Below are 24,883 nucleotides of genomic sequence, written 5' to 3' on the forward strand. Positions count from 1 at the left end.
TCAGGCGAGCAGCGTTACCGCACAGTAGCTTTCGGCGGCACGGCGGAGCCGGGCATCCGCTGTGATGAGGGGCACGCCGAGGGTCTGGGCGAGGGCGACGTACATCGCGTCGTAGGGCGTGATGTTCTCGCGCAGCGCCCAGGCCTTCTCAAGGAGGGGTCCGTGGGAAAAGCGTCGGATGGTGACACGTTTGAACTCGCGAATGAGACGTTCGGCTCGTTCGATAGGGATGCTGCCGCGGAGGATGAGCTTGCGGGTACTGCTGAGGAATTCGGGATCCAGCAGATGTGGAGCGACGAGGTCCGCAGTCGCTGCATGGCGAGGCACCCCGGCGGCGCCATGCTTGAGGATGAGTTCCAGTAAGGCGCCACTGTCGATCACCGCGAGACTCATCTCTCTTCGCGGCCTTCCTGGATGGTTTCGAGGATCACGTCCCTGTCCACGTGGATTGGCTGCCACCGTTGTTTCTCCGGTTGTGACATCCGCAGCTCGTCCTCCGCCACAGCTCGTTCCCAACGCTCGTGCACCTGAATGCGCTCGGCGATGTCGCTCAGCGTGCGCCTCAGGTACTCGGACAAGGAGAGACCCTGGGCTGAAGCCTGCGCCTTCAGCGTTTCCTGTACGGCTGGGTCAAGATCTCGAACTTGCACCGTCACTCCCATGTCTCAACGGTAACTCCGGATGCATGCATACACAACGGTTCTGCATGCATTGCGGGCGCGGTCGTTCTTCAACACCGAGAGGTTCACGATGCTCAGGTCGACGAGTTTGCTCAGCTCGGTGAGGGTCATCCCGCGTTCGGCGAGCACGTCGTCCAGGCGGCAGCGGATCCCTGTCCCCTCTAAGCGGGACTCAGTGGCTTTCATCACACCAGGCCTTCGGTGTCGCGTTGCAGCCTCGCGCTGTACCGAAAGGCGACGGCGACGGCCAACAGGGCGAGCGCGAAATAGATCGGCCAGAAGTCGAGGGCGAATCCCATGGATGGCTGGGGTAGCCCTGTCGACAGTGAATCAAACGTGGGGCCGTCGGGGTTGAAGCCTGTGAAGGAGATCTCCTCGGATTTTCAGCCGACGACGCCGAGTGCCTGCTGGGATGAAACGAGACCGCCGATCTGGAAGAAGACCTGCCAGGCGATCCCCCCGACACCGACGGCCACCGCGGCCGCCATGACCGAACCGGCCAGCACGGGCTTGAAAGGCTGGCCGCCGGTCAGTTGCCGGCAGGCGTCACGCTGGGGGCGAACACAGGCCCGATTTCAGGTATTGCTCGTTACTCTCGTTGTATCGGCGCCATAACTGCCCTGGTGCCAAGGGGAGCAATCACATGTTTGAGAGATTCACCGACCGAGCTCGTCGCGTCGTCGTCCTGGCCCAGGAAGAGGCCAAGATGCTCAACCACAACTACATCGGAACCGAGCACATCCTGCTCGGGCTGATTCACGAGGGTGAAGGCGTCGCCGCCAAGGCCCTCGAGAGCCTGGGCATCTCCCTCGACGCCGTGCGTGAGCAGGTGCAGGACATCATCGGCCAGGGCCAGCAGCAGCCCACCGGCCACATCCCGTTCACCCCGCGCGCCAAGAAGGTGCTCGAGCTGAGCCTCCGCGAGGCCCTGCAGCTCGGCCACAACTACATCGGAACCGAGCACATCTTGCTCGGCCTCATCCGCGAGGGCGAGGGCGTCGCCGCCCAGGTGCTCGTGAAGCTCGGCGCCGACCTCAACCGCGTGCGCCAGCAGGTCATCCAGCTCCTCTCCGGCTACCAGGGGAAGGAGCAGGTGCAGGTCGGTGCGAACGAGCAGACGGGCGCCCAGGCGGGCAGCCAGGTTCTCGACCAGTTCGGCCGCAACCTCACCCAGGCCGCGCGTGACAGCAAGCTCGACCCCGTGATCGGCCGCGAGAAGGAGATCGAGCGGGTCATGCAGATCCTCTCCCGCCGCTCCAAGAACAACCCGGTGCTCATCGGCGAACCCGGCGTCGGCAAGACCGCCGTCGTCGAGGGACTCGCGCAGGCCATCGTCAAGGGCGATGTGCCCGAGACGCTGAAGGACAAGCAGCTCTATTCGCTCGACCTCGGCTCGCTCATCGCCGGCAGCCGCTACCGCGGTGACTTCGAGGAGCGCCTGAAGAAGGTGACCAAGGAGATCCGCACCCGCGGCGACATCATCGTGTTCATCGACGAGATCCACACCCTCGTCGGCGCTGGTGCGGCCGAGGGCGCCATCGACGCTGCGAGCATCCTGAAGCCGCTCCTGGCGCGCGGTGAACTGCAGACCATCGGCGCGACCACCATCGACGAATACCGCAAGCACTTCGAGAAGGATGCCGCGCTCGAGCGCCGCTTCCAGCCCATCCAGGTGGCGGAGCCGTCGCTGCCCCACACCATCAACATCCTCAAGGGGCTGCGCGACCGCTACGAGGCGCACCACAAGGTGTCGATCACGGATGGCGCGCTCGTCGCCGCCGCGAACCTCGCCGACCGCTACGTCGCCGACCGGTTCCTCCCCGACAAGGCCATCGACCTGATCGACGAAGCCGGCGCCCGCCTGCGCCTCTCGATCCTGTCGAGCCCGCCGGAGCTGCGCGAATTCGACGAGAAGATCGCCGTGGTGCGCGCCGCCAAGGAGACCGCGATTGAGGACCAGGACTTCGAGAAGGCCGCGAGCCTCCGTGACGAGGAGAAGAACCTCCTCGGCGAGCGGCTGCGCCTCGAGAAGCAGTGGAAGTCCGGCGACGTGAAGTCGACGGCCGTCGTCGACGAGGGGCTCATCGCCGAGGTGCTGGCGCAGGCCACCGGCATCCCCGTGTTCAAGCTCACCGAGGAGGAGTCCAGCCGGCTCGTCTTCATGGAGAAGGCGCTGCACCAGCGGGTCATCGGCCAGGAGGAGGCGATCTCCGCCATCTCCAAGAGCATCCGCCGCACCCGCGCCGGCCTCAAGGACCCGAAGCGTCCCTCCGGTTCGTTCATCTTCGCCGGCCCCACCGGCGTCGGCAAGACCGAGCTCGCCAAGGCGCTCGCCGAGTTCCTGTTCGACGACGAGGCCGCGATGATCTCGCTCGACATGAGCGAGTACGGCGAGAAGCACACCGTCTCGCGGCTGTTCGGTGCCCCTCCCGGGTTCGTCGGCTTCGAAGAGGGCGGCCAGCTCACCGAGAAGGTGCGCCGCAAGCCGTTCAGCGTTGTGCTGTTCGACGAGATCGAGAAGGCTCACCCCGACATCTTCAACTCGCTCCTCCAGATTCTGGAAGAGGGCCGGCTGACGGATGGCCAGGGCCGGGTCGTCGACTTCAAGAACACCGTGATCATCATGACCACGAACCTCGGCACCAAGGACATCAGCGGCGGACCCGTCGGCTTCCAGGTGGAGGGCGACACCTCGACCGGCTACGACCGCATGCGCGGCAAGGTCAACGAGGAGCTGAAGAAGCACTTCAAGCCCGAGTTCCTGAACCGCGTCGACGAGATCATCGTGTTCCCGCAGCTGAGCAAGGCCGAGCTGCTGCAGATCGTCGACCTGTTCATCAAGCACCTCACCGACCGGATGCTGGACCGCGACATGACCGTCGAGCTCACCGTCCCGGCCAAGGAGCGCCTCATCGAGGTGGGCTTCGACCCGGCGCTCGGCGCCCGGCCGCTGCGCCGCGCGGTGCAGCGCGAGGTGGAGGACCGCCTGTCGGAGAAGATCCTGCACGGCGAGCTGAATGCGGGCGACCACGTGCACGTGGACTTCGCCGACGGCGAGTTCGTGTTCACCACCAGCACCCGCGAGCACCCGGTGTCGGTGGGCGCCAACGCGAACGCCGCGCTCGGCACCGGCCCCGGCACGCCCGACCTCGCGGTGACCAGCGACTGACGCACGCTCACACGAAGGGCCCGGCGGAGCATCCGCCGGGCCCTTAGTCGTCGCCGAGCCCTCGCCGTCCCGTCGCCCTTGGCCGCTAACTCCGGAGATCCAGGGCCGCGGGAGGGACGTGGCGCGGGGTGGCGGGGTGCGGGTGCCTAGACTGGAAAAGTTTCCGGAGTTAGCGACAGGCAGGGGCGGTTAGGGTGACGGTGGGCCAGCAGGGGTACCGGGTGCGCCGCGCGCGCACCGCCGACGTGCGGCAGATCAAGGAGCTCGTGGAGCCGTTCGTGCAGCAGCGGATCCTGCTCGGCAAGGAGACCGTGGTTTTCTACGAGGCGGTGCAGGAGTTCCGGGTGGCAGAGGATGCCTCGGGCCGGCTGATCGGCTGCGGCGCCCTGCACGTGATCTGGGAGGACCTCGCGGAGGTGCGCACCCTCGCGGTGGCCAGTGACTGGGTGGGCCGCGGGGTCGGCCATGCGTTGCTCGACCGGCTGGAAGACGACGCGCGGGAGCTCGGCCTCAGCCGCCTGTTCTGCCTGACCTTCGAGGTCGGGTTCTTCGGCCGGCACGGGTTCGCCGACATGGGCAGCGAGACGGTGGACCCGTCGGTGTACTCCGAGTTGGTGCGCTCGCCCGATGAAGGCGTCGCCGAATTCCTCGACCTGGCGCGGGTGAAACCCAACACGCTCGGCAACACACGGATGGTCAAGCGGCTGTCGTAGGCGTCGCGGCACTGGTTCGCCGCGGGATCGCTGGGCAGGAGCGCGTCGACAATGCGCGTCACCCGTTGCAGCGCCACCCGTTCGAGGGTGCTCATATGAGCAAAATTGGACGACATGGGATTCTGCCGTTCCCGCGCGGTGAGTACCGTAGCTAGGCTCCGAGCATTGCCGTCAACGATGACTGTCGATCAGGAGAACAAGATGTCGCATCCCCCGCTAGGCGGAAGGCTCAAGCTCACACTCGCGTCCGGACTGGGATTGGCGATGGTCGCAGCGCCGATCATGGCCCTTCCGGCCAATGCGAGTACAGATGGCATCGGGGTGGTGATCAACGAGGCCTACCTCAACGGGGGCAGTACCGGCGCGACGTTCCACAACAAGTTCGTTGAGCTCTACAACCCGACGGATGCCGCGATCAGCCTGAGCGGGATGTCGCTGCAGTACCGCTCGGCGAGCGGCACTGGCGCTCCTTCCGGGGTGCAGGCGCTGACCGGCTCCATTCCCGCCAAGGGCTACTACCTGATCCAGGGCGGCAGCAACGCCGACAACGGTCTTCCCCTCCCCGAACCGGATGCGACGATCAGCAACTCGTTCCTGGCGGGCAGCGGCGGCACTGTCTTCCTCGCCGACCAGACCGGAGCGATCACGCCGCCGGTCGGAACGGCGATCGGTGTCGACGGCATCGTGGACCTGCTCGGTTACGGAACCTCGAACACCTTCGAGACGGCGAAGAGCTCCGCAGCCTCGATCACCAGATCCCTCAACCGCAACGGCTTTGCGGACACCGACAACAACGCAGCCGACTTCACGACGGCAGCTCCCACGCCCACGAATTCCGGGCTTGAGAGCGAGCCCGCCCCCGACCCGGTCGAATCGGCAGGCGAGCACACGATCGCCGAGATCCAGGGAACAACCGACACCAGTCCGTTCAAGGACAATTCCGTCGTCACAAAGGGCATCGTCACCGCCGCCTACCCGGACGGCGGCTTCAGCGGCTACTACATCCAGACGCCGGGCACCGGCGGAAACCTCGACCTCGGCACCCACCCGGCGTCCGACGGCATCTTCGTCTTCTCGTCGGCCACCGCCGGCGACGTCGCTATCGGCGACTACGTCGAGGTGACAGCAACGGTCACCGAGTTCTACGGCATGACCGAGCTGAACGTGGCTTCCGGCGGACTGAAGAAGCTCGACGCCGCTGCCGTCACGGCCCCTGCCCCGGCCGCGGTCGGCCTCCCCGCCGACGTTGCCCAGCGTGAGTCCCTCGAGGGCATGCTCGTTGCGCCGCAGGGCGACTTCACCGTCACCGACAACTACGCCACCAACCAGTACGGCGAGATCGGGCTGGCGGCCGACGACAACCCGCTCATCCAGCCGACGGTCCTCGCCCACGTGGGAACGCCGGAGTACGCGGAGGCCGTCGCCACGAACAAGGCGCTCGCGGTCACCCTCGACGACGGTTCCTCGCTGAACTTCAACAGCTCCGCCAACCAGTCCATCCCGGTGCCCTACCTCTCCACCACGGCTCCGGTGCGCATCGGAGCGGCCGTCGACTTCACCAGTCCGGTCATCTTCGACTACCGCAACGACACCTGGAAGTACCAGCCGCTCACGCAGCTCACGCCGGCGAACGCCGGCACGGTGCAGCCGGCAACATTCGAGAACACGCGAACGGATGCCCCGCGCAACGTGGGCGGCGACATCCGTCTGGCCACGTTCAACGTGCTGAACTACTTCAGCACCACCGGAGACAGCATCGACGGCTGCACCTACTACAACGACCGCGACGGTGAGGCGACGACGGTCAAGGGCGGATGCGACGCCCGCGGCGCCGCGAACGCCGACGACCTCGCACGACAGCAGGCGAAGATCGTCAGCGCGATCAACGCGCTGGACGCCGACGTCGTGTCGCTCGAGGAGATCGAGAACTCGGCCACGTTCGGCAAGGACCGCGACGACGCCCTCTCCAACCTGGTGGCGGCGCTGAACGCCGACGCCGGCGACGGGGTGTGGGCCTTCGTGCCGTCACCGGCGGCCGTTCCCGCCAGCGAGGACGTCATCCGCACCGCCTTCATCTACAAGCCGTCCGCGGTGGAAACCGTGGGCGACTCGACGATCCTCATCGGCTCCGCGGCGTTCGACAACGCCCGGCAGCCGCTCGCCCAGGAGTTCAAGCTCGCCGGCGCCGCCGACAGCGAGGGCTTCCTCGTGATCGTCAACCACTTCAAGTCGAAGGGCTCCGGCGTCGGACCGGGGAACGAGACCGATGAGGGGCAGGGCAAGTCGAACGCGGACCGCGTGGCGCAGGCCGAGGCCCTCGTCGACTTCGCCGACGAGATGAAGGCCGCCAGCGGAACCGACCGCCTGTTCCTCTCGGGCGACTTCAACGCCTACCTGATGGAGGACCCGATCCAGGTGCTCACCAAGGCCGGATACATCGACCTCGGCACACGCACCGGCGAGGAGACCTACGCCTACGACGGCATGATCGGATCCCTCGACCACGTCTTCGCCTCGCCGGCCGCCGAGGAAGCGGTCAACGACGTGGACGTCTGGAACATCAACTCCGTCGAATCCGTCGCGCTGGAGTACAGCCGGTACAACAACAACGTCACCGACTTCTACGTCGACGACATGTACCGCTCCTCCGACCACGACCCGATGGTCGTCGGCCTGAACCTCGCGGTCGACCCGAACGCGACGGTGGACCTGAACCTGCTGAACATCAACGATTTCCACGGGCGCATCGACGGCAACACCGTCAAGTTCGCGGGAACCATCGAGCAGCTGCGGGCAGCCGGCGGTGATGCGAACACCCTCCTCGGCTCCGCGGGCGACAACATCGGTGCGTCGCTGTTCGCCTCCTCCTCGCAGCAGGATGTTCCGACCATCGAGGTGCTGAACGCGCTGGGACTCGAATCATCCGTGGGCAACCACGAGTTCGACACCGGCTACCCCGACCTGACCGGCCGCATCGCCGACCTGACGGACTGGGACTACCTGGGCGCGAATGTCTACTTCAAGGGAACCACTGACCCTGCGCTGCCGGAGTACTCGATCTTCGACGTCGCCGGAGTCGACGTGGGCGTCATCGGGGCTGTGACCCAGGAGACTCCTTCCCTCGTCTCGCAGAGCGGCATCTCGATGCTGGACTTCGGGGACCCGGTGGACGCCGTGAACCGCGTGGCCGCGCAGCTCACGGATGGCGACCCGAACAACGGTGAAGCGGACGTGATCGTCGCCGAGTACCACGAGGGTGCCAGCCAGGGAACGCCGAACGGTGCCACGCTGGAAAGCCAGGTCGCCATGGGCGGCGCCTTCGCGAAGATCGTGAACGAAACATCCGCCGCGGTGGATGCGATCTTCACGGCTCACACGCACAAGGCGTACGCGTGGGCCGGCCCCATCCCCGGTGCCGACGGCCAGACCCGGCCGATCCTGCAGACCGGCAGCTACGGCGAGAACGTCGGCCAGGTCGTTCTGACCTACCAGCCGTCAACGGATGCCGTAGTGAGCTACACGGAGCGGAATGTTCCGCGCACCACCACGGCCGACGCCGACCTGGTGGCCGCGTACCCGCGGGTCGCCGAAGTGAAGAAGATCGTGGACGACGCCCTCAAGGCGGCGGCCGTGATCGGTGAGCAGAAGGTGGGATCGGTCACCGCCGACATCACCACCGCATTCGGCGGTACCCCGCCCGTGCGCGACGACCGAGGCTCCGAGTCCACCCTCGGCAACCTGGTGGCCGACGCGCTGGTATCGAGCCTCTCCGATCCGGAGCTCGGCGGTGCAGAGATCGGCGTCGTGAACCCGGGCGGTCTCAGATCCGAACTGCTGTACGGCGATGACGGCGTCATCACCTACGCCGAGGCCAACAGCGTGCTGCCGTTCCTGAACAACCTCTGGACGACGACCCTCACCGGGGCCCAGTTCAAGACGGTTCTCGAGCAGCAGTGGCAACGGGACAAGGACGGCAACCCGATCACGTCGGGTCGTACCTTCCTGAACCTGGGTCTGTCGAACAATGTCAGTTACACCTATGACCCGGACGCCACGCTGAACAACCACATCACCAGCATCACGGTGAACGGTGCGCCGATCGACATGGCCAAGGACTACCGGATCGGGTCGTTCAGCTTCCTGTTGGATGGCGGCGACAACTTCTGGGAGTTCAAGAACGGAACCGACACGCGCGACTCCGGTCTCGTGGACCGTGACGCCTGGATCGACTACATCGGGGCCAATAGCCCGCTCTCCCCATCGTTTGCCCGCCGTGGCGTGGCGGTGGATGGCTACCCGGTGGGGGCCGTGGCTCCCGGCCAGTCGGTGACTCTCACGGTCTCGAAGCTCGACCTGACGTCGCTCGGCAGCCCGGCGAACACCGAACTGTCGATGAGCTGGTCGGGCACCGACCTCGGCACGGTGCCCGTGGTCAACGGTACGGCGACGGTGACCTTCACGGTGCCAGCGGATGCCGCAGCGACCGGCGAGCTGGTGCTGACGGCTAAGGAGTCCGGCACCACCGTGCACCTCCCGTTCACCGTCACGGCCCCGACCAACACCTGCGACCCGCTCGGCAACGGGCACGGGCAGGGCAAAGCCAAGGGCCACGACAAGGTGAACCCCGGAAAGGGCAAGGCGAAAGGTCATGACCAGTGCGCTGCAGCCGGCGTCGGGATATAACCACATCGCCTAGGTGAAACCCGGCGGCGCCGGTGTGCGACCAACTCGCGCACCGGCGCCGCCGCGCGTGCGGCGGGCAGCCGGCCGCTATTCCACGCCGACACGCGCCCCGCTACCCCGGCGCCCCGGAATGGGTGGTTAGCCTGAGGGCATGTCGACGTTCAAGCATCCGGCCGGCCGGCCGTCAGCGACGGTCTACCGGCGCCGGCGTCTCCTGGTCGGCCTCGCACTGGTCGCCGTCATCGTCGCCATCGTGCTGATCGTGGTGAAGCCGGGCTCCAGCACAGCCGAGCAGAAGCATCCGGCGGCCCAACCCGCCACCACGACCTCGCCCAGCAAGCCTGCGGCAACGCCGGCCAAGGCCACGCCGACCCCCGGTGCGCCCTGCACCGCCGCATCCGTCAAGGTCGAGGCCGTCACGGACGCGACGCACTACGCGGCCGATGAGAAGCCGAAGCTCTCGCTGCGGGTGACGAACACCGGCCAGGTCGCCTGCACCCTGAACGCCGGAACCTCCCAGCAGGTGTTCACCATCAGCAGCGGCTCCGACGTCTACTGGCGTTCGACCGACTGTCAGGTGGATGCCGGCGATGCCGTCGTGACGCTGAAGCCGGGCAAGCCCATCAGCTCGGCCACGCCCATTGCCTGGGAACGCGTGCGCTCTGCTCCCGACACCTGCAACGACGACACGCGCCCAAAGGCCCCGGCGGGCGGCGCGTCATACAACCTCAGCGTCTCGATCGGCGGCCTGACGTCGGCCGCACCCAAGCAGTTCATCCTCGACTGAGCGCGAGCGGTCACCGCATCCGTGCGCCTGCACCGGCGTGGATGATTGAATGGTTCGATGACCGATTCCACTCCGCCGACCCGTTCCGAAGCACTCGCGACCGCGCTCGCCAAGCAGGACGTCGCGGCGGTCGCGTACGCACTGCGCAATGACGTGGTGATCGTGCCGCAACTGGTGGTCGACGGCCGGGCGGAGCAGGTGCGCGTGTTCGGCCGTGAAGATTCCGGCAAGCGGATGCTGCTGCTCTTCTCCTCGGCGGAGAACTACGCCGCCATGGTGCCCGACGAGACCGACCGCCAGGTGATGGTCGGCGACGCGCAGTGGCTGCGCGAGTTCCTGACCGTGCACAGCCAGGTGCTGGAGATGGTGTTCTTCGACATCGCCGGCCCGCACGTCATGCAGGCGGCGCCCTCGGAGCTGCTCAAGGCGCTGGGGCCGCAGCCCGACGCCGAGTAGACCCGGCGCCCGCTCAGAAGGCCGCGTCTAGTTCGGCCTCCCGATGGGTCACTGACGTCGTCAGCGCTCGAGCAACCGCGGCCGTCAACGACCCGCTGGACGCGTCGATGCGCGTTCGGAAGCCGAGCCGGGCGCCCTCCGCCGCGCGCTGCTTGGCGGCCGTCACGGGTCGGATCTCACCGGCGAGGCTGATTTCACCGAACGCGGCGACGGTGTGGGCGATCGGTTTCTCCCTGGCCGCGGAGGCGATGGCGAGAGCGATCGCGAGATCGGATGCCGGTTCGGTGAGCCGCACGCCGCCGACCGTCGAGACGTAGACGTCCTGGTCGCTCACCTTGATGCCCACACGCTTCTCAAGCACCGCGAGGAGCATCGCCACGCGGGAGGAATCGACGCCGTTGGTGACCCGCCGCGGGTTGGGGGCGGTGGTGGGAAGGACGAGCGCCTGCACCTCGACGGGCAGGGCGCGCCGCCCCTCGAGGGCCACGGTGACGCACGTGCCGGAGACGGCGTTGTTTCCCCGGCTGAGGAACAGGCCGCTGGGGTCGGGGACCTCCGCGATGCCGTCGCCGGTCATCTCGAAGCACCCCACCTCATCCGTCGGGCCGAAACGGTTCTTGAGTGCACGCACGAAGCGCAGCGCCGTGTGCCGGTCGCCTTCGAACTGGCACACCACGTCGACGATGTGCTCGAGCAGACGGGGGCCCGCAATGGTGCCGTCTTTGGTGACGTGACCCACGAGGAGGATCGGCAGGTCGCGGTCCTTGGCGACGCGGATGAGCGTGGAGGCCACCTCTCGCACCTGGCTGGGCTGGCCGGCCAGCCCGTCGGACAGGGAGCTGGAGATGGTCTGCACCGAGTCGATGATGACGAGGTCGGGCGCGACGGCGTCGATCTGGCCGAGGATCGTGGCCAGGTCGGTCTCGGCGGCCAGGTAGAGCTCGGGCTGGAGTGCGCCGGTGCGTTCCGCCCGCAGGCGCACCTGGCTGACCGACTCCTCGCCGCTCACGTACAGCACGCGGGACTTCGCCGCGGCCGCCTTGGACGCCACCTCGAGAAGAAGCGTGGACTTGCCCACACCCGGCTCACCGCTCAGGAGGATGACGGCGCCGGGCACGATGCCCCCACCGAGCACCCGGTCGAACTCGTCGATCCCGCTCGGCCAGTGCTCCACCGCCGCCGTCTCGACGTGCGTGATCGGGCGGGCCACGCCCGCGCCGGAGACGAGGGCCGGCTTGACCGCGCGGGAGGAGGCGGCCTTCTCCGCCACGTCGACGACGGTGCCCCACTGCTGGCATTCACCGCACCGGCCCGCCCACTTCGGGGTCGTCCAGCCGCATTCGGTGCAGCGGAAATTCGATACGGGCTTGGGCATGCAGCGAGCCTAGCTCGCGCCGCTGACACTCCCGCTCGCCACCGCACCGGCTTGTGGACGCGCCGCGGCATCCGCTCGCGGTGGAAAGCGCCGGCGCAGGTCGTCGGCCAGAACCGGACCGAAGGCATCCGCCCAGATGCGATACCCGCGGTCGTTGGGGTGGAACATGTCGTTCGCGACCTGGGTGAGCGCGCGGCGGAGGCCCTGCCGCCTGGTGACATCGTGCAGTGGCGCGAGCGTGAGCCCGCTCTCGGCCGCCACCCGGCGCACGATGCCGTTGGCGATCGCCACCTTGCGTTCGTTGTGCGGGAGGTGGAAGCACGGCAGGTCGGCGACGATCGCGTAGGTCGGGAGCGCCCCGAAAAGACGACGGATGCCGGCCTCGAAGGCGACGGGATCCCAGAGGGCGATGTCGTTGGCCCCGATGGCGACGGTGACGATGTCGGGTTGGCGCACCTTCATGAAGCGGGGCAGTTGGTCGCGCACGGCGAGTCCGACCGTCGCACCCGAGACGCTGAGGTTGAGCACACGCACGGTACGGCCGGTGGCCTCGCGGATCTGCCGGGCGAGGAGACCGACGTAGCCGCGGTGAGGCGCACTCGCCCCGATGCCCTGGGCGGCGCTGTCGCCGATCGCCACGTAGAGCAGGTCGCCCTTCTTCTTGGCGAGATCGCGCCACCACTTGGAGTTGATGGGAAGCGTCTCGTTGAGCACGAGCGCGTTCGCGGCGATGCGACGGCGGAACCGAAGGTATGCCGTGCGACCGCCGAGCGCGACGCCGGCGATCGAGCCCAGGGCGAGCGCGGTTACGGCCGCGCCGCTGACGGTACTGCTGGTTCTGTTCACGGGCCTCACTCCGTCGAGATTACAACCATCGAACGGATGCCGGACGCGCGCGGTCGATTCGCGCCGTCGGCCACCGTCAACTACAATCGACCCCGGTACCGTGTCCGAGCGGCCGAAGGTGCAACTCTCGAAAAGTTGTGTGGGGGAGACTCCACCGTGGGTTCAAATCCCACCGGTACCGCCATCGAAAACCCCTGACGAGTCAGGGGTTTTCTGCTTTCCGGCGGGGCGCCTGGTGGTCTGTGGTGCACTTCTCCCCGCACCTTGGCCCCGCGCAAGCATCCGTTTGGCGTGCCCGGCCACCGTACGGGACCGCCATCTCCGTCTGTAGCAAATGGCGACCTTTTCGAGGCTGCGAAGTCGGTCGGCGCGGTCGCAAGCCGCAGCGCCGCCCAGCAGATGCGTCGCGGAGTATGAACACGGGCTGCTCATCGGCGAGCCCAGCTGGCCAGCGTGGGCGCCGGCTGTGCTCACCTGACGAACACCACCACCAAGGGGGAACCCTCGGTGACCATGCTGGCCAGTCGGTGCCGGCCGGCTCGGCTCAGGACCGGCGTGTGCGCCGACGACGCACGGTTGTCAGCACGCCGCCGGCTGCGAGCAGTGCCAACGCGAGCAGCGACGCCTCTCCGGTGCCGGCAGAGCCGGTGTGGGCCAGCCGGGATTCGGGCGTGGCCGTCACGCGGGTGGCGGTCTCCGTCGTGGCGCCCGTGCCGGTGGTCGGGTCGGTGCCGGCCGTCGCGGTTCCGTCCGGATCGATCCCATCGGTCGGGTCCGTTCCGTCGGTCGGGTAGGCGGCAATGAGGGCGACCGCGAACGGGTCCGAAGACAGCGACTGGGGCGCGAGGTTTCCGCCCGAGATAGTGGCAACGAGTCGGTGTTCGCCGATCTCCGCGTTGGCGGGCAGCGAGGTGCTGATGTGCACCTCGCCGTCGGCGCCCACGGTGCTCGTCGCGAGCACGAGGGGCGACGAGTGCAGTTCGAGAACGACGGATGCGCCGACGGGCAGGCCGGTCGCGTCGAAGCCAACCGGAGCGCCGATGCGGAGCGTTTCGCCGCCGGAGAAGTCGCCCTCAGAGGTGCCAGCGAAGGAGCCCGTGAACGTGAATGGCTGCACCGTATCGGCGACGCCCGGATCGGTCGTCCACAAGCCTGGACCTGCTGCGGAAATGGCGCGGATGCGGAACTGGTACGCGGTGCCGTCGACGAGTCCGGTCACGGTCGCGGGGGAGGATGCGCCGCTCAGGGCGGCCGTCCAGTCCCCTCCGACGGTCCGGTACTCGACGTCGTATCCGCTGAGGTCGGAGCCGCCGTCGTCTGCAGGGTTCGTCCAGGTCAGCACAGCGGAACCAGGACCGCTGACGACCGACAGGGCGGTTGGCGCCGATGCGGGACCGACAGGAACAGCCTGCGCGAGTGCGAAGTCACTGCGGCCGTCGAACGAGTCCGCCGACACGCGGAAGCGATATTCGGTGCCGTTCACGAGCCCGGTGACGTCGGCGGCAGTGCCCTCAGTCTCCTCGCGGAGGGTCCACGCGGAGCCGTCGAAGACCTCGACCCGGTAACCGACGACTGGGACGCCTCGTTCGACGGCGGCCTGCCACGCGAGGTGCACTCCGCCGTCGGTGCCCGTCACGACGAGGCCAGTCGGGGCGAGCGGGACGTCGGTGGTGGTGGCGGAGACCGGGGCGGTCGGTATCGTCGTGCCCGCGGCCGACGAGGCCGTCACGCTGAAGGCGTACGCCGTGAACGCGTCCAGGCCCTCGACCGTGCACTCGCTGCCGGTCGTCGCGCACGATGCCCCGCCAGGCGACGCGGTGACCGTGAACGTGGCGGCGTCGTCCCCGGGGTCGCCAGCCGTCCAGGAGACCAGGGCGGAGTTGTGTGCCGGCCTGATGGTGATCGCGGAGGGCACGGCCGGGATGATGCGCGGACGCACGGTGATGCTGCCCGTCGTCGTGGCGGCGCCGTCGGCGTTCGAGGCCTGCACCGTGAAATCGTAGGTGCCCGTCGCGGTGGGCGTCCCGGCGATGCCGTCAGCGGTCAGGGTGAGGCCGGGCGGCAGGGCGCCGATCGCCACCGTGAGAGCAGGATTCGGCGTGCCGGAGAGGGCGTACGTCGACGAGTACGCGGACCCGACCGGCACGGTGACCGTACCGGGCCCGCCACTGATCCGGGCGCTCCAGTCCAGGTAGGTGCGGAAAAGCCAGTCCATGTCGCTGGAGCCGACGTTCGGGTTGCCGCTCGGGTACCGGTCGCCGGTCGTCAGCATCTGGCCGGGGCCGTTGCGCACCAGGGCGTACTTCTGGCCCGCCACGAGCTGTGCCGGCTCCGTGAAGTCGGCGGTGATCCAGGCGGGACCGCCCGAGCCGCTCACCGGAGTGACCGCGAGCGGCGGTTGCGACTGATCGGCGCCGCCCCAGCCGTTTGCGGGGTAGATCGAGAGGGTCTGGGCGTCCCAGCCGTACCAGTACTCGTAGATTTCGACCCGGGAGAGCGCTCCGGAGGAGCCGGCAACGAAGGTTTGAGAGCTGCCGCCGCCCGCTGCAGCCATCGGACCAGCGGCAGCGGTGTCGTCGTTGGCCTGGTCGAGATGGAGCGTGCCTGCGGCGACGGCCGATTCCGGGATAGCGAGGAGTCCGCCGAGCGCGACAACACCTGCAATCCCGACGGCGGCGAGGTGGAGGGAACGGGAACGGCGGAGTGCGCGCATGGGGTCCTTTCGGGCGGACAGCGCGGGGCGCGTCTTTTCGAGGCTACCGACTTCTCGTCACGGCCCGCTCACCCCCGTTCGGGCTCCACGGCGCGATCAAGGGCGTTGGGGCATTCGTTTAGGAGGGGGCCGCCGTGCCAAGGGAGCGGTTCTCTTGAGGCGTAGCGTTCGACACTCGACGGCGGTGAACTGTGAGCGCGGCTTCGCTAGGCTTTAACCATGCTCCGCACCCTGATGACCGCCAAGATCCACCGCGCAACGGTCACCCACGCCGATCTGCACTACGTGGGATCGATCACCGTCGACAAGGACCTGCTCGACGCCTCCGGCATCCTCCCGGGTGAGCGCGTCTCGATCGTCGACGTGACCAACGGCGCGCGCCTGGACACCTACACGATCGCCGGTGAGCCCGGCAGCGGCGTCATTGGCATCAACGGCGCCGCGGCGCACCTCGTGCACGTCGGCGACATCATCATCCTCATTGCGTACGGCCTGTTCGAAACCGACGAGGCCATCGCCTTCAGTCCGACCATCGTGCACGTGGACGCGGGCAACGCCATCGTCGCGGTCGACTCGGATGCGGCATCCGCTGTCGCAGAGGGCGTTGAGCGGCCGCCGCACGCCCTGTAGCACCTCAGGCGGTGGCGCCCTCGGCGTCGCCCGTCTCATCCGCGACCTGGAAGTCCTTGATCAGCGACGCGGCCATGTGCTGCGCCCGCTTCGCCGAATTCAGGTCACCCATCGTCGCCTCGATGATCGAGCCCTTCATGAGAATCTGGTAGGAGAAGGCGAACTCCTTCGGCTCGCGCAGGCCGGCCTCGATGGCGAGCTCCTCCAGATTCTTGCGAACGTTGGCGAGGTGGCCGATGCTCGCCTTGCCCAGCGGATGGTTCGCCCCCATCTCGATGAGGACGTTGACGAACGAGTCCCCTTCGAAATTCTCCCGGTGGAACCACTCGTCGAAGACGTCGAAGATGGCCAGCAGTTTCGCGACGGGATCGGAGCCGCGCTCCCGCGCAGCGGAGACGACGCTGTCGCTCGTCCAGAGTTGCTCCCGGCGGCTCAGGAACGCGGTGACCAGCTCGTCCTTGGAGCGGAAGTGCCGGTAGAAGGTTGCGATGGCAACCCCCGAGCGCCGGATTATCTCGTCGACGGGCACGTCTCTCACCCCGCGCTGGGTGAAGAGTTCGTACGCGGTCTGCAGGATACGTTCGCGTGCGTTCGGCTTGCTCATATCAGACATCGTGCCCGTAAGCCTACCCCCTTGACAGAGAAACCGTTCTCCCCCTAAATGGGAACAAGAGATAGCGTTCTCTTCCCCCTCGGTCGAGGGAGGAACGGGCTCTCTCATAACGAATGAGCGGAAGGGGAAATCATGATCAGCGCTTCTTCCACGGATGGACTCGTGGGTGCGCTCGCGAGCGATGAACTGCCGGCCCCGACGGTCGGCGACCTGGTCGTCCAGTCGGTCTCCGACGGTGTCTGGCGTGTCCGGGACGGCCGCCTGCCCGAGCACGACGCCCTGTGCGTGCTCGGCGTCATCGAAGAAGCGGGCGGCAGTTTCGACGCGCTCGCCGTCGGTCGCGGCCTCAAGCGTTCGACCTTCGCCTCCCTCGACGAGGCGATCCCATTCTTCGCCCGGCAGTAGCCGGCGATCACCCGAACACCTCATCAGCACCACACCTCGCAAGTCAACGCTCAACAGAGATCAAGGAGCAGGAATATGTCCAACACCGCAGTCTCACCCGAACTGTCGCGAGCTCGCGTCACCGATGACGCCGTCAAGGATTACCTCCAGAAGATCGGCATGATCCCCCTGCTCACCGCGGAGGAGGAGACCGAGCTGGCCCGTCGCATCGAAGTCGGTGTCTTCGCCCAGGAGAAGCTCGAGTCGGCCGACCTCCCCGAGGAGCTCGCCGGCGAGCTCCGCTTCCTCGTGCGCGAGGGAGAAGCCGCCAACCGTCGGTTCGTGCGCTCCAACCTGCGCCTCGTGGTCAACATCGCCAAGCGCTACCTGCGCCACGGCGTTCCCTTCATGGACCTCATCCAGGAAGGCAACATCGGGCTCGACCGCGCCGTGAAGAAGTTCGACTACCGCCAGGGCTACAAGTTCTCCACCTATGCCACCTGGTGGATCCGCCAGTCGATCAGCCGCGGCATCGCGGATTCGGCACGCCTCATCCGCGTTCCCGTGCACACCGGTGAGCGCATCTCGGTGCTGCGCAAGGCCGTGCGCGAGTTCGAGGTCGACACCGGCCGCCAGCCCACCGTCGACGAGCTTTCCGAGCTCACCGGCTTCACGCTGAAAGACGTCCAGAAGCTGTTGAACGCCGACCGGGAGCCGGTATCCATCCACACCCTCATCGGCGACGACGCCGGCTCCGAGCTCGGCGACCTGATCGAGGATGACGACAGCGCCCCCGTGGTCGACATCGTCACCGCCCGCATCAGCCACGACCTGCTCTACCGCAAGATCGACGACCTGCCGGCCCGTGAGGCCGAGATCCTCCGGATGCGCTTCGGGCTGGGCCTGGCGGAGCCGATGACGTTCGACCAGGTGGGTGCCGCCTTCGGCGTCTCGCGCGAGCGGGTGCGCCAGATCGAGAAGCGGGCACTGCGCATGCTCCGCTGCCCCGAGCTGAGCAGCGCCGTTTCGATGTAGAACCGCGAGGCGAGGGCAGCTGTGCGCTTCGGCGCGCAGCTGCCCTTTCTTGTGCCCGGCGCCTGCCCACAGCGGATGCGCCGGCTCGGCCGGTCAGGACGCGCCGGCCGAGCGCGCGGCGTCGACGGCCGCCCGCACCCCGTTCCGCCAGGGCTCGCCGTGCCCCGGCAACAGCACGCGGGCATCGGTCGCGGCCAGTGCGTCGAGTGAGCGCGCCTGGCCGAGCCCGGGCACCCGAAGCGCCCCGGCCGCGGTCATCGCGAGCAGCACCGGGAGCGCCCCTGAGTAGAGGAGCGGATACGCGGCCGACGTCCTGCCAGGTGCGAGCTCGCCATTGGTGCACCTCCCGTTGCGGGCCAGAGTACCCCTGCCGCGGCATCTAGGCTGGGGAGATGAGTGCTGGTCGGCCCGTGGCGGCAACCGTTGTCTGGTCGGCCGTGGCCGACGTCGTTCTCGTGCTCGTGTTCGTGCTGATCGGCCGGGGCAGCCACGACGAGGGTCTCACCCTCGCCGGCACCGCGTCGACGGCGTGGCCGTTCATCGTCGGGCTGGCCGTGGGCTGGGTGGCCATGCGCGCGTGGCGGTATCCGCTCTGCCTGCGCTGGACCGGCGTGGGCATCTGGGTGGCAACGGTCGTCGTGGGCATGCTGTTGCGGGCCCTCACCGGCCAGGGCACCGCGGTGAGCTTCGTGATCGTTGCGACGATCGTGCTAGGCGTCTTCCTGCTCGGCTGGCGGGGGATCGCCCTGCTGGTGCGGCGGCGCAGGCGGCGATAGCGCCAGGTCTCAGCTTTCGCGGCCGGGGATGTGGATGTCTTTCGGGTCGACGTCGACGTCGCCCTGGTCGTCGGGGCCGCCGGTTCCGGGCAGCACCTCGACGTCGGCCGGGTCGATGTCGGGGTCGTCGAGCGCTTCGCTCTGTCGCGGATGCCGCTGCAGCGGTTCCATGTCGTCTTCGCTCGAGGGGCTGTAACTGGTGTCCCGGTCCAGTTGCTCGTGTTCGGGAAGACCCGTGTCATGGGCCAGCTGGTCGGGGGTCTTCGCGGTGTCGGCGGCCACCTGGTCCTTGCCGGGATCCTTGTCAGCGCTCATAGCTCGACGCTACGTCGTGCCTTGCGGATCGTCTAGGCCTCGACCGCGCGGATCGTTCGTGCGTTATCGCCCGCGGCGCTTGCCGGAACCGCGGGGCGCGTTGCGCGTGCGACCGGGCGCGGGCTTCTGCGTGCCGCCGTGCGACTTCTTGCCGGCCGCCTCGCGCGCGGCCTTGGCGGCTTCCTTGGCCTTCGCCGTTTTCTTGACCTTCTTCTCCGGCTCGCCGCGAACCACGACCGTCTCGGACCGCGAACTCGCTGCCGTGCGCCCGCGGACGATGCCGATGAACGTCTCCACGTCGTCCGTCGTGTTCGCCGTGGGCCACGCGAGGGCGATCTCGGTGTCCGCGACGCCGGCGACCGGCCGGGACACGACATCCTTGCGGCTGTGCAGGCGGGCCAGCGAGTGCGGCAGGATCAGGATGCCGACGCCGGCGGCCACCTGCTCCATCGCGTCGTCGAGATCACGCATCGGCGGGAGCGTCCGGCGGCTGCCGTCCTGCACCTCGACGGCGACGGCGCGCCACTCCGGCACGGCTTCGGGGTCCTGCAGCAGGTGCTCGCCCGCGAGGTCCTCGACCGGCACCGGTTCGGCCTCATCCAGGGCGGCGAGCTCGTGGTCCTTCGCCGCGACGACGACCGGCACCTCCCGGTACAGCGCGATCACGCTGAGATCCTGCCGGTCGATCGGCAGGCGCGCCAGGCACATGTCGACCCGACCGTCGCGGAGCACGTCTGCCTGTTCCGCCGCGTCGACACGCACCAGGTCGAGCGGCACGTCGGGGCGTCGCTCGTTCCAGATGCGCGCCCACTTGGTGGGCGTGACACCGGCGACGAAGCCGAGGGAGAAGGGCACGGGATCCTTCCGTAGGTGGGCGGCGGGCGGCCGGGAAGCCGCTTATTCACAGGGTCTCAGGCTATACGCTGGGGGGATGATGTCGGAGAAGAAGCCCCAGACCATGAAGTCCGCCACGGCGGCCCAAAAACTGGGGATTCTCCTGCAGGCGGCGCCCGAGGAGTTCCAGAACTCCATGGTCTCCCGCGCCGAACTGGCCGAGCTGACCGAAAACCCGCCGCAGTGGCTCGCCGACCTGCGCGCCAACGGCCCGCACCCGCGCCAGGTGGTCGCCGCGAAGCTTGGTGTCTCCACCTCGGGCCTCGCCCGTGCCGGTGTCACCGAGCCGCTCACCACGGCCGAGATCAAGCAGCTGCTGCAGCAGCCACCCGCCTGGCTCGTCACCGAGCGGGCCACGCAGGCCGAGGTGCGCGCCCAGCAGGTGCGCGACAAGGACGCGAAGGCCGAGAAGGCCGCCAAGCGGGAGCGCGCCGAGCGCGGCGCCGCCCAGCGCGCGGCGCACCGCGGCGAGTAACCGCGCCCAACTCCCTCTCGCGCCTGCGCCCGCGCCTGCGCTCGGCAGGGCGCGGCAGAATCACGCCGGGTATTGCTCGCGCAGGAAGCCCACGACGTCGCGCAGCTCGGCGTCGGAAACGGTGTGCGGCATCCCCTCGTAGATGCGCTCGGTGAGCGTCGCGTGATCGGGCAGCCAGTCCTGCGTCCAGTCGACGGCGTCGCCCGGGATGACCTCGTCGACCGTGCCGCGGCCCCAGAACACGGGCGGGCGCCGGGCGGCGAGCCGGTCGTCTCCGTCCCGAGGGCCGGGGGCGACGAAGCCCGACAGCTGCACGGCGAACGCGAAGCGATCCGGCGCGTGCCGCATCAGCTGCAGGGCCATGACCCCGCCCTGCGAGAATCCGAGCAGGCCAACGGATGTCGGCTGGGTCACCAGGGCGTCCAGCCACTGCAGCACGCCGAGCGTGGCGGCGTCGACGGCCGCCGAGCCTTCGTCGCGGTCGAGCGGGAACCACGCCCAGCCGCCGCTGCCGGCCGACAGCGGCGCGCGCAGCGACGCCATCACCGGTCGGAGCGGCAGGTGCGGGGTGAGGGCGAACAGGTCGCCCTCATGCGACCCGAAGCCGTGGAGGATCAAGAGGAGGGGGCGGCCCGCCCGGTCGCGCTCACTTGCCGACCAAAGCACGGCATCCGTATCGATGGGTTCAATGCGCCCGCTGTTATCCATGGGTTCCTCGTGTTCGGGTCAGAGGTGGAGTGGCTCCATACTTCCACCGTTTCGGCCCGTCTGGGCAGCCGGAAGGGGGGATCGTAGCCCCCACTGTGCGGGGCAGCATCCGCTGTTTTCACCGTCGGCGGCGATCGTGCATGAGAATGAGTGCATGAGCGTGCGCACCCCCGACCCCGACCCCGACTGGACGCCGGGGGACGACGACGCACCGCCGGCCCACACCAACCCGGGCTGGCTGAGCGACATCGAGCTCGAGCAGGTGCGCCGGCGGCTGCCGTTGCTGTATGTCGAGGCGGTGCCCGTGCGCACCGACGGACTCGGCCAGGTCGTGGAGGTGGGCGTGCTGCTGCGCGCGACGGCGACCGGGGAGATGACCCGCACACTCGTCTCGGGGCGGGTGATGTACGGGGAGACCCTGCGGGACGCGCTGTTCCGGCACCTGGAGAAGGACCTGGGGGCCATGGCGTTCCCGCAGCTGCCGGCGAGCCCGGTGCCGTTCTCGGTGGCCGAGTACTTCCCGCTGCCCGGTCTCGGCCCGTTCACGGATGACCGCCAGCACGCCGTCGCGCTGGCCTACGTCGTTCCTGTGACCGGAACGTGCGAACCCCGGCCCGACGCGCTGGAAGTGACCTGGATGACGCCGGAGGAAGCGGCGTCCGACGCGGTGTCGGCCGAGATGGAAGGCGGGCGCGGCGCGCTGCTGCGCACCGCCCTCGCATCCGTCGGCCAGCTGCGCTGACCTCGCTGGACGAACTTCGCTGCGGACTCAGGAGAGGCCGAGCGTCTCCAGGAACAGGGCGGCGTAGCGGTCGGCGTCGACGTCGAGGGCGACCTCGACCATCGCCCATTCGTCCATGAGGCCGTGCACCACGTCTTCGCCCGGCCAGCGCCGCAGGTCGACGAGGGTCTGGCCGCGCCCGTAACCGGTGAGCTCAACGCGCACCGGCCGCAGCTCTGTGCGCAACGCTCCCGGATCGACGAGCGCGCAGACCGCTCCGGCGTCGCCGATGAGGCCCGTGTATTCCGCGCTCTTGTCGGAACCGAGGGCGATGCGATTGGTGAGCAGGGAGCCGACCGCGCGGCCCACGGGGGAGTCGCCACCGAGCAGGCGCTCGGCGGTCTGCTCGGCCACGGCGACCTCATTGAACACGTCGAGGCCGTACATGAAGGTGGGCACGCCCGAGTCGAGAACGATGGCGGCCGCCTCGGGGTCGTGCCAGACGTTGAACTCGGCGACCGCCGTCGCGTTGCCGACGCTCGCCGAGCCGCCCATGAACACGATGCGCTCGATCTTCGGCGCGAGGTTCGGGTACTGGCGGAGCAGCAGCGCGAGGTTGGTCTGTGGGGCGAGGGCGACGATCGTGATCGGGTCGGTGCTCTCGGCGAGGAGCCGCCGCATCAGCTCGATGGAGCTCACCGGTTCGGCGGCGCGCGCGCTCGCCGGCAGGTGCAGGGTGCCGAGGCCGCTCTCGCCGTGCACGTGCGACGCGGCGCGGGCCGGTTCGATGAGCGGACGGCGGGCGCCGGCGGCGACCGGGATGTCGGGGGCGCCGGCGACGTCGAGGATGCGGAGGGTGTTCTCGACGACCCGTTCGAGCGACGCGTTGCCGGCCACGCAGCTGATGCCGCGCACGTCGATGTCGGGGTGGGCGACGGCGAAGAGGATGGCGAGGGCGTCGTCGACGCCCGTGTCGACGTCGAGGATGACGGGGAGGGCGCTCATCCGCTCAGCTTATCGGCCGCCCTCGCCGGAACTCACCCTCGCTAACTCCGGAGATTCTCGGTCGCGACCGCAGACTCCGGCCGAATCCGGGGGTGGGCGCACGGATCCCCGGAGTTAGCGACGGGGGCGGGGCGCGGAGGGGCGCGCGGAAACGCAGAACGGGGCCGCCTCCGGAGAGGCCGCCCCGTTCGAGAGCGGATGCGCGGGGCGGCTAGCCCTGCGCGCGGCGGGGGCCGCCGGAGCGGCGCGCGCCACCGGATGAGGCGTTGCCGCGCACGAGGCTGCCGACCTGCAGGCCACCGGAGCGGCCGGAGTTGGTGCGGCCGGAACCGCCCGAGCCCTGCCCCGCGCCCTGCTTCGGGGCGTGGCTGCGCGCTGCTGCCGGGCGACCCGACCGGTCGCGGCGCGGGGCGGCCGCACCCACGGCGTCGGCGGAGCGGGCCTCGCGGCCGCGTCCCTCGCCGTCGCGGAGCGCACGCTTGCGCTGCGCGTTGGCGCCCTGCGAGCGGCCCTGTGCCTGTCCACGCCCGGACTGACCGCGGGCCGGCTGCTCCTGGCGGGGAGCGGGCTTCACGTACGGTGCGACCTCGCCCACGAGCGTGGCGACGGCCGGCGACGTGGCGGTCACGCGCTGCGGGGTGACCTTGATGGCCGCCTTGCGCAGCAGCAGCTCGGTGTCCTTGCGTTGCATCGGCAGCATCACGGTGACGACGTCGCCGGAGCTGCCGGCGCGGGCGGTGCGGCCGGAGCGGTGCAGGTATGCCTTGTGCTCTGCGGGCGGGTCGACGTGGATGACCAGCTCGATGTCGTCGACGTGCACGCCGCGAGCGGCGACATCCGTTGCGACGAGAACCTTGACGTCACCGGCGGCGAACGCGGCCAGGTTGCGGTCGCGGGCCACCTGCGAGAGGTTGCCGTGCAGGTCGACCGACGGAATGCCGGAGTCGGTGAGCTGCTTGGCCAGCTTCTTGGCGTGGTGCTTGGTGCGCATGAAGAGGATGCGGCGGCCGGTGCCGGAGGCGAGCGTCTGCACGAGGTCCTTCTTGGCGTCGACGCCGTCAACCTCGAACACGTGGTGCGTCATCGCGTCGACGTGGCTGGTGGCCTCGTCGACCGAGTGCAGCACCTCGTTGTGCAGGAAGCGCTTGACCAGCTTGTCCACTCCGTTGTCGAGGGTGGCCGAGAACAGCAGGCGCTGGCCATTGCTGGGAGTCTTGTCGAGGATGCGCGTGACGACGGGCAGGAAGCCCAGGTCGGCCATGTGGTCGGCCTCGTCGAGCACGGTGATCTCCACGGCGTCGAGGCTCACGAAGCCCTGCTTCATGAGGTCTTCGAGGCGACCGGGGCAGGCCACGACGATGTCGACGCCGGCCTTGAGCGCGGCCACCTGGCGGTTCTGCGAGACGCCGCCGAAGATCGTGGTGGTGGTGAGGTTGTAGGCCTCGGCGAACGGGGTGAGCGCCGTGGTGATCTGGGTGGCGAGCTCGCGGGTCGGGGCGAGGATCAGGCCGAGCGGACGGCCGGGGCGGCGCTTGCCGCCGGAGAGCTTGCCGCCCAGGCGCGCGGCCATCGGGATGGAGAACGCGAGGGTCTTTCCCGAGCCGGTCTTGCCGCGGCCGAGCACGTCACGGCCGGCGAGCGTGTCGGGGAGCGTGTCGACCTGGATCGGGAACGGGCTGTCCTTGCCCTGCGCGGCCAGCACGGCGACGAGGGGGGCCGGCACGCCGAGCGCGGCGAAGGTGGTTTCTGTTTCAGACAAGTTGGTGCCTTTCGGGGCATCAGGTTCCCCGTGGTTCCCGGTGCAGCACAGCGGCATCCGAGATCAGGAGGATTCACATGGCGAAGGTGCCGATGGGCACATCCGTTCGCCGTAAGAAAGTTTCATTCGGAAATCGCAACCAGCTT

At 68.7% G+C, this 24,883-nt stretch carries 25 protein-coding genes and 1 tRNA gene; 12 read left to right on the plus strand and 14 right to left on the minus strand.

The window, feature by feature from the left end:
• The 4 genes from EEJ31_RS01130 to EEJ31_RS14200 form a co-directional block, all read right to left on the minus strand.
• Positions 1–393, minus strand: coding sequence for a type II toxin-antitoxin system VapC family toxin (locus EEJ31_RS01130; protein WP_123044430.1), 393 nt, complete (start codon positions 391–393; stop codon positions 1–3).
• Entirely contained in the window at positions 390–662 is a 273-nt protein-coding gene (locus EEJ31_RS01135; RefSeq protein WP_123044431.1) for a FitA-like ribbon-helix-helix domain-containing protein, read from the minus strand. Before EEJ31_RS01135 ends, EEJ31_RS01130 begins: the two co-directional genes overlap by 4 nt.
• A gap of 3 nt (positions 663–665) precedes the next feature.
• A complete protein-coding gene (locus EEJ31_RS01140; protein WP_123044432.1) occupies positions 666–866 on the minus strand; it encodes a helix-turn-helix domain-containing protein in 201 nt (66 codons plus the stop codon).
• Between the two features lie 197 nt (positions 867–1,063).
• A complete protein-coding gene (locus tag EEJ31_RS14200) occupies positions 1,064–1,186 on the minus strand; it encodes a hypothetical protein (protein ID WP_267897599.1) in 123 nt (40 codons plus the stop codon).
• Positions 1,187–1,323: 137 nt separating this feature from the next.
• On the opposite strand from EEJ31_RS14200, the gene EEJ31_RS01145 reads away from it, so the two are divergent.
• From EEJ31_RS01145 to EEJ31_RS01165, 5 genes are all read left to right on the plus strand, one after another.
• Entirely contained in the window at positions 1,324–3,849 is a 2,526-nt protein-coding gene (locus EEJ31_RS01145; protein ID WP_123044433.1) for an ATP-dependent Clp protease ATP-binding subunit, read from the plus strand.
• 200 nt (positions 3,850–4,049) lie between these two features.
• The gene (locus EEJ31_RS01150) at positions 4,050–4,562 is read left to right on the plus strand and encodes an amino-acid N-acetyltransferase (RefSeq protein ID WP_233563661.1); all 513 of its coding nucleotides are present in this window, start codon (positions 4,050–4,052) and stop codon (positions 4,560–4,562) included.
• 177 nt (positions 4,563–4,739) lie between these two features.
• Positions 4,740–9,245, plus strand: coding sequence for an ExeM/NucH family extracellular endonuclease (locus EEJ31_RS01155; RefSeq protein ID WP_325049326.1), 4,506 nt, complete (start codon positions 4,740–4,742; stop codon positions 9,243–9,245).
• Between the two features lie 151 nt (positions 9,246–9,396).
• Positions 9,397–10,032 carry a hypothetical protein gene (locus EEJ31_RS01160; protein WP_123044436.1) on the plus strand — a complete coding sequence of 212 codons (636 nt, stop codon included), beginning with the start codon at positions 9,397–9,399 and terminating at the stop codon, positions 10,030–10,032.
• 57 nt (positions 10,033–10,089) lie between these two features.
• On the plus strand, positions 10,090–10,488 hold the full coding sequence (locus EEJ31_RS01165; RefSeq protein WP_123044437.1) for an SseB family protein: 399 nt from the start codon (positions 10,090–10,092) through the stop codon (positions 10,486–10,488).
• Positions 10,489–10,501: 13 nt separating this feature from the next.
• Here EEJ31_RS01165 and radA read toward each other — a convergent pair whose 3' ends face one another.
• Complete coding sequence (gene radA, locus EEJ31_RS01170) at positions 10,502–11,863, minus strand: DNA repair protein RadA (RefSeq protein ID WP_123044438.1); 1,362 nt, start codon at positions 11,861–11,863, stop codon at positions 10,502–10,504.
• Between the two features lie 9 nt (positions 11,864–11,872).
• The gene (locus EEJ31_RS01175) at positions 11,873–12,709 is read right to left on the minus strand and encodes an SGNH/GDSL hydrolase family protein (RefSeq protein ID WP_233563662.1); all 837 of its coding nucleotides are present in this window, start codon (positions 12,707–12,709) and stop codon (positions 11,873–11,875) included.
• A 94-nt stretch (positions 12,710–12,803) separates the two neighbouring features.
• On the opposite strand from EEJ31_RS01175, the gene EEJ31_RS01180 reads away from it, so the two are divergent.
• Positions 12,804–12,893 (plus strand) — tRNA-Ser (locus tag EEJ31_RS01180).
• Between the two features lie 360 nt (positions 12,894–13,253).
• Here EEJ31_RS01180 and EEJ31_RS01185 read toward each other — a convergent pair.
• Positions 13,254–15,422 carry a fibronectin type III domain-containing protein gene (locus EEJ31_RS01185; protein WP_123044439.1) on the minus strand — a complete coding sequence of 723 codons (2,169 nt, stop codon included), beginning with the start codon at positions 15,420–15,422 and terminating at the stop codon, positions 13,254–13,256.
• Between the two features lie 219 nt (positions 15,423–15,641).
• Between EEJ31_RS01185 and panD the strand changes: the two genes are divergently transcribed.
• Complete coding sequence (panD, locus tag EEJ31_RS01190) at positions 15,642–16,052, plus strand: aspartate 1-decarboxylase (protein ID WP_123044440.1); 411 nt, start codon at positions 15,642–15,644, stop codon at positions 16,050–16,052.
• 4 nt (positions 16,053–16,056) lie between these two features.
• Here the strand turns inward: panD and EEJ31_RS01195 are convergent, their stop codons facing one another.
• Entirely contained in the window at positions 16,057–16,656 is a 600-nt protein-coding gene (locus EEJ31_RS01195; protein WP_233563663.1) for a TetR/AcrR family transcriptional regulator, read from the minus strand.
• A gap of 141 nt (positions 16,657–16,797) precedes the next feature.
• Here EEJ31_RS01195 and EEJ31_RS01200 point away from each other — a divergent pair, with 141 nt between their 5' ends.
• Complete coding sequence (locus EEJ31_RS01200; protein WP_148040106.1) at positions 16,798–17,070, plus strand: hypothetical protein; 273 nt, start codon at positions 16,798–16,800, stop codon at positions 17,068–17,070.
• 75 nt (positions 17,071–17,145) lie between these two features.
• On the plus strand, positions 17,146–18,084 hold the full coding sequence (locus tag EEJ31_RS01205; protein ID WP_233563664.1) for a sigma-70 family RNA polymerase sigma factor: 939 nt from the start codon (positions 17,146–17,148) through the stop codon (positions 18,082–18,084).
• 93 nt (positions 18,085–18,177) lie between these two features.
• On the opposite strand, the gene EEJ31_RS13800 is transcribed toward EEJ31_RS01205, so the two are convergent.
• On the minus strand, positions 18,178–18,354 hold the full coding sequence (locus tag EEJ31_RS13800; RefSeq protein WP_158603874.1) for a hypothetical protein: 177 nt from the start codon (positions 18,352–18,354) through the stop codon (positions 18,178–18,180).
• Between the two features lie 122 nt (positions 18,355–18,476).
• Here EEJ31_RS13800 and EEJ31_RS01210 point away from each other — a divergent pair, with 122 nt between their 5' ends.
• The gene (locus EEJ31_RS01210) at positions 18,477–18,860 is read left to right on the plus strand and encodes a DUF3054 domain-containing protein (RefSeq protein WP_123044443.1); all 384 of its coding nucleotides are present in this window, start codon (positions 18,477–18,479) and stop codon (positions 18,858–18,860) included.
• Positions 18,861–18,869: 9 nt separating this feature from the next.
• On the opposite strand, the gene EEJ31_RS01215 is transcribed toward EEJ31_RS01210, so the two are convergent.
• Both EEJ31_RS01215 and EEJ31_RS01220 read right to left on the minus strand, forming a co-directional pair.
• The gene (locus EEJ31_RS01215; RefSeq protein ID WP_123044444.1) at positions 18,870–19,175 is read right to left on the minus strand and encodes a hypothetical protein; all 306 of its coding nucleotides are present in this window, start codon (positions 19,173–19,175) and stop codon (positions 18,870–18,872) included.
• Between the two features lie 63 nt (positions 19,176–19,238).
• Entirely contained in the window at positions 19,239–20,030 is a 792-nt protein-coding gene (locus EEJ31_RS01220; RefSeq protein ID WP_123044445.1) for a LysR family substrate-binding domain-containing protein, read from the minus strand.
• 79 nt (positions 20,031–20,109) lie between these two features.
• Here EEJ31_RS01220 and EEJ31_RS01225 point away from each other — a divergent pair, with 79 nt between their 5' ends.
• A complete protein-coding gene (locus EEJ31_RS01225) occupies positions 20,110–20,544 on the plus strand; it encodes a DUF5997 family protein (RefSeq protein ID WP_233563670.1) in 435 nt (144 codons plus the stop codon).
• Between the two features lie 60 nt (positions 20,545–20,604).
• Here the strand turns inward: EEJ31_RS01225 and EEJ31_RS01230 are convergent, their stop codons facing one another.
• Positions 20,605–21,252 carry an alpha/beta hydrolase gene (locus tag EEJ31_RS01230; RefSeq protein ID WP_123044447.1) on the minus strand — a complete coding sequence of 216 codons (648 nt, stop codon included), beginning with the start codon at positions 21,250–21,252 and terminating at the stop codon, positions 20,605–20,607.
• A 154-nt stretch (positions 21,253–21,406) separates the two neighbouring features.
• On the opposite strand from EEJ31_RS01230, the gene EEJ31_RS01235 reads away from it, so the two are divergent.
• The gene (locus tag EEJ31_RS01235; protein ID WP_123044448.1) at positions 21,407–21,994 is read left to right on the plus strand and encodes an NUDIX hydrolase family protein; all 588 of its coding nucleotides are present in this window, start codon (positions 21,407–21,409) and stop codon (positions 21,992–21,994) included.
• Between the two features lie 27 nt (positions 21,995–22,021).
• Here the strand turns inward: EEJ31_RS01235 and EEJ31_RS01240 are convergent, their stop codons facing one another.
• Positions 22,022–22,978: a nucleoside hydrolase gene (locus EEJ31_RS01240; protein ID WP_123044449.1), complete on the minus strand. Its 957-nt coding sequence runs from the start codon at positions 22,976–22,978 to the stop codon at positions 22,022–22,024.
• 211 nt (positions 22,979–23,189) lie between these two features.
• Complete coding sequence (locus EEJ31_RS01245; protein ID WP_233563665.1) at positions 23,190–24,737, minus strand: DEAD/DEAH box helicase; 1,548 nt, start codon at positions 24,735–24,737, stop codon at positions 23,190–23,192.
• Between the last annotated feature and the right edge of the window lie 146 nt (positions 24,738–24,883).

This window comes from Cryobacterium tepidiphilum, from assembly GCF_003716325.1.
In the GTDB taxonomy this organism is placed as follows: Bacteria; Actinomycetota; Actinomycetes; order Actinomycetales; family Microbacteriaceae; genus Cryobacterium; species Cryobacterium tepidiphilum.

What these genes read in the sequence shown, in the direction of transcription:
- radA (WP_123044438.1), bottom strand. Translation starts at nt 11,863, where the DNA reads ATGCCCAAGCCCGTATCGAATTTCCGCTGCACCGAATGCGGCTGGACG.
- EEJ31_RS01145 (WP_123044433.1), top strand. Translation starts at nt 1,324, where the DNA reads ATGTTTGAGAGATTCACCGACCGAGCTCGTCGCGTCGTCGTCCTGGCC.
- EEJ31_RS01230 (WP_123044447.1), bottom strand. Translation starts at nt 21,252, where the DNA reads ATGGATAACAGCGGGCGCATTGAACCCATCGATACGGATGCCGTGCTT.
- EEJ31_RS01240 (WP_123044449.1), bottom strand. Translation starts at nt 22,978, where the DNA reads ATGAGCGCCCTCCCCGTCATCCTCGACGTCGACACGGGCGTCGACGAC.
- EEJ31_RS01135 (WP_123044431.1), bottom strand. Translation starts at nt 662, where the DNA reads ATGGGAGTGACGGTGCAAGTTCGAGATCTTGACCCAGCCGTACAGGAA.
- EEJ31_RS01215 (WP_123044444.1), bottom strand. Translation starts at nt 19,175, where the DNA reads ATGAGCGCTGACAAGGATCCCGGCAAGGACCAGGTGGCCGCCGACACC.
- EEJ31_RS01130 (WP_123044430.1), bottom strand. Translation starts at nt 393, where the DNA reads ATGAGTCTCGCGGTGATCGACAGTGGCGCCTTACTGGAACTCATCCTC.
- EEJ31_RS01155 (WP_325049326.1), top strand. Translation starts at nt 4,740, where the DNA reads ATGACTGTCGATCAGGAGAACAAGATGTCGCATCCCCCGCTAGGCGGA.
- EEJ31_RS01235 (WP_123044448.1), top strand. Translation starts at nt 21,407, where the DNA reads ATGAGCGTGCGCACCCCCGACCCCGACCCCGACTGGACGCCGGGGGAC.
- EEJ31_RS01140 (WP_123044432.1), bottom strand. Translation starts at nt 866, where the DNA reads ATGAAAGCCACTGAGTCCCGCTTAGAGGGGACAGGGATCCGCTGCCGC.
- EEJ31_RS01225 (WP_233563670.1), top strand. Translation starts at nt 20,110, where the DNA reads ATGTCGGAGAAGAAGCCCCAGACCATGAAGTCCGCCACGGCGGCCCAA.
- panD (WP_123044440.1), top strand. Translation starts at nt 15,642, where the DNA reads ATGCTCCGCACCCTGATGACCGCCAAGATCCACCGCGCAACGGTCACC.
- EEJ31_RS01160 (WP_123044436.1), top strand. Translation starts at nt 9,397, where the DNA reads ATGTCGACGTTCAAGCATCCGGCCGGCCGGCCGTCAGCGACGGTCTAC.
- EEJ31_RS01205 (WP_233563664.1), top strand. Translation starts at nt 17,146, where the DNA reads ATGTCCAACACCGCAGTCTCACCCGAACTGTCGCGAGCTCGCGTCACC.
- EEJ31_RS01185 (WP_123044439.1), bottom strand. Translation starts at nt 15,422, where the DNA reads ATGCGCGCACTCCGCCGTTCCCGTTCCCTCCACCTCGCCGCCGTCGGG.
- EEJ31_RS01165 (WP_123044437.1), top strand. Translation starts at nt 10,090, where the DNA reads ATGACCGATTCCACTCCGCCGACCCGTTCCGAAGCACTCGCGACCGCG.
- EEJ31_RS01195 (WP_233563663.1), bottom strand. Translation starts at nt 16,656, where the DNA reads ATGAGCAAGCCGAACGCACGCGAACGTATCCTGCAGACCGCGTACGAA.
- EEJ31_RS01200 (WP_148040106.1), top strand. Translation starts at nt 16,798, where the DNA reads ATGATCAGCGCTTCTTCCACGGATGGACTCGTGGGTGCGCTCGCGAGC.
- EEJ31_RS01210 (WP_123044443.1), top strand. Translation starts at nt 18,477, where the DNA reads ATGAGTGCTGGTCGGCCCGTGGCGGCAACCGTTGTCTGGTCGGCCGTG.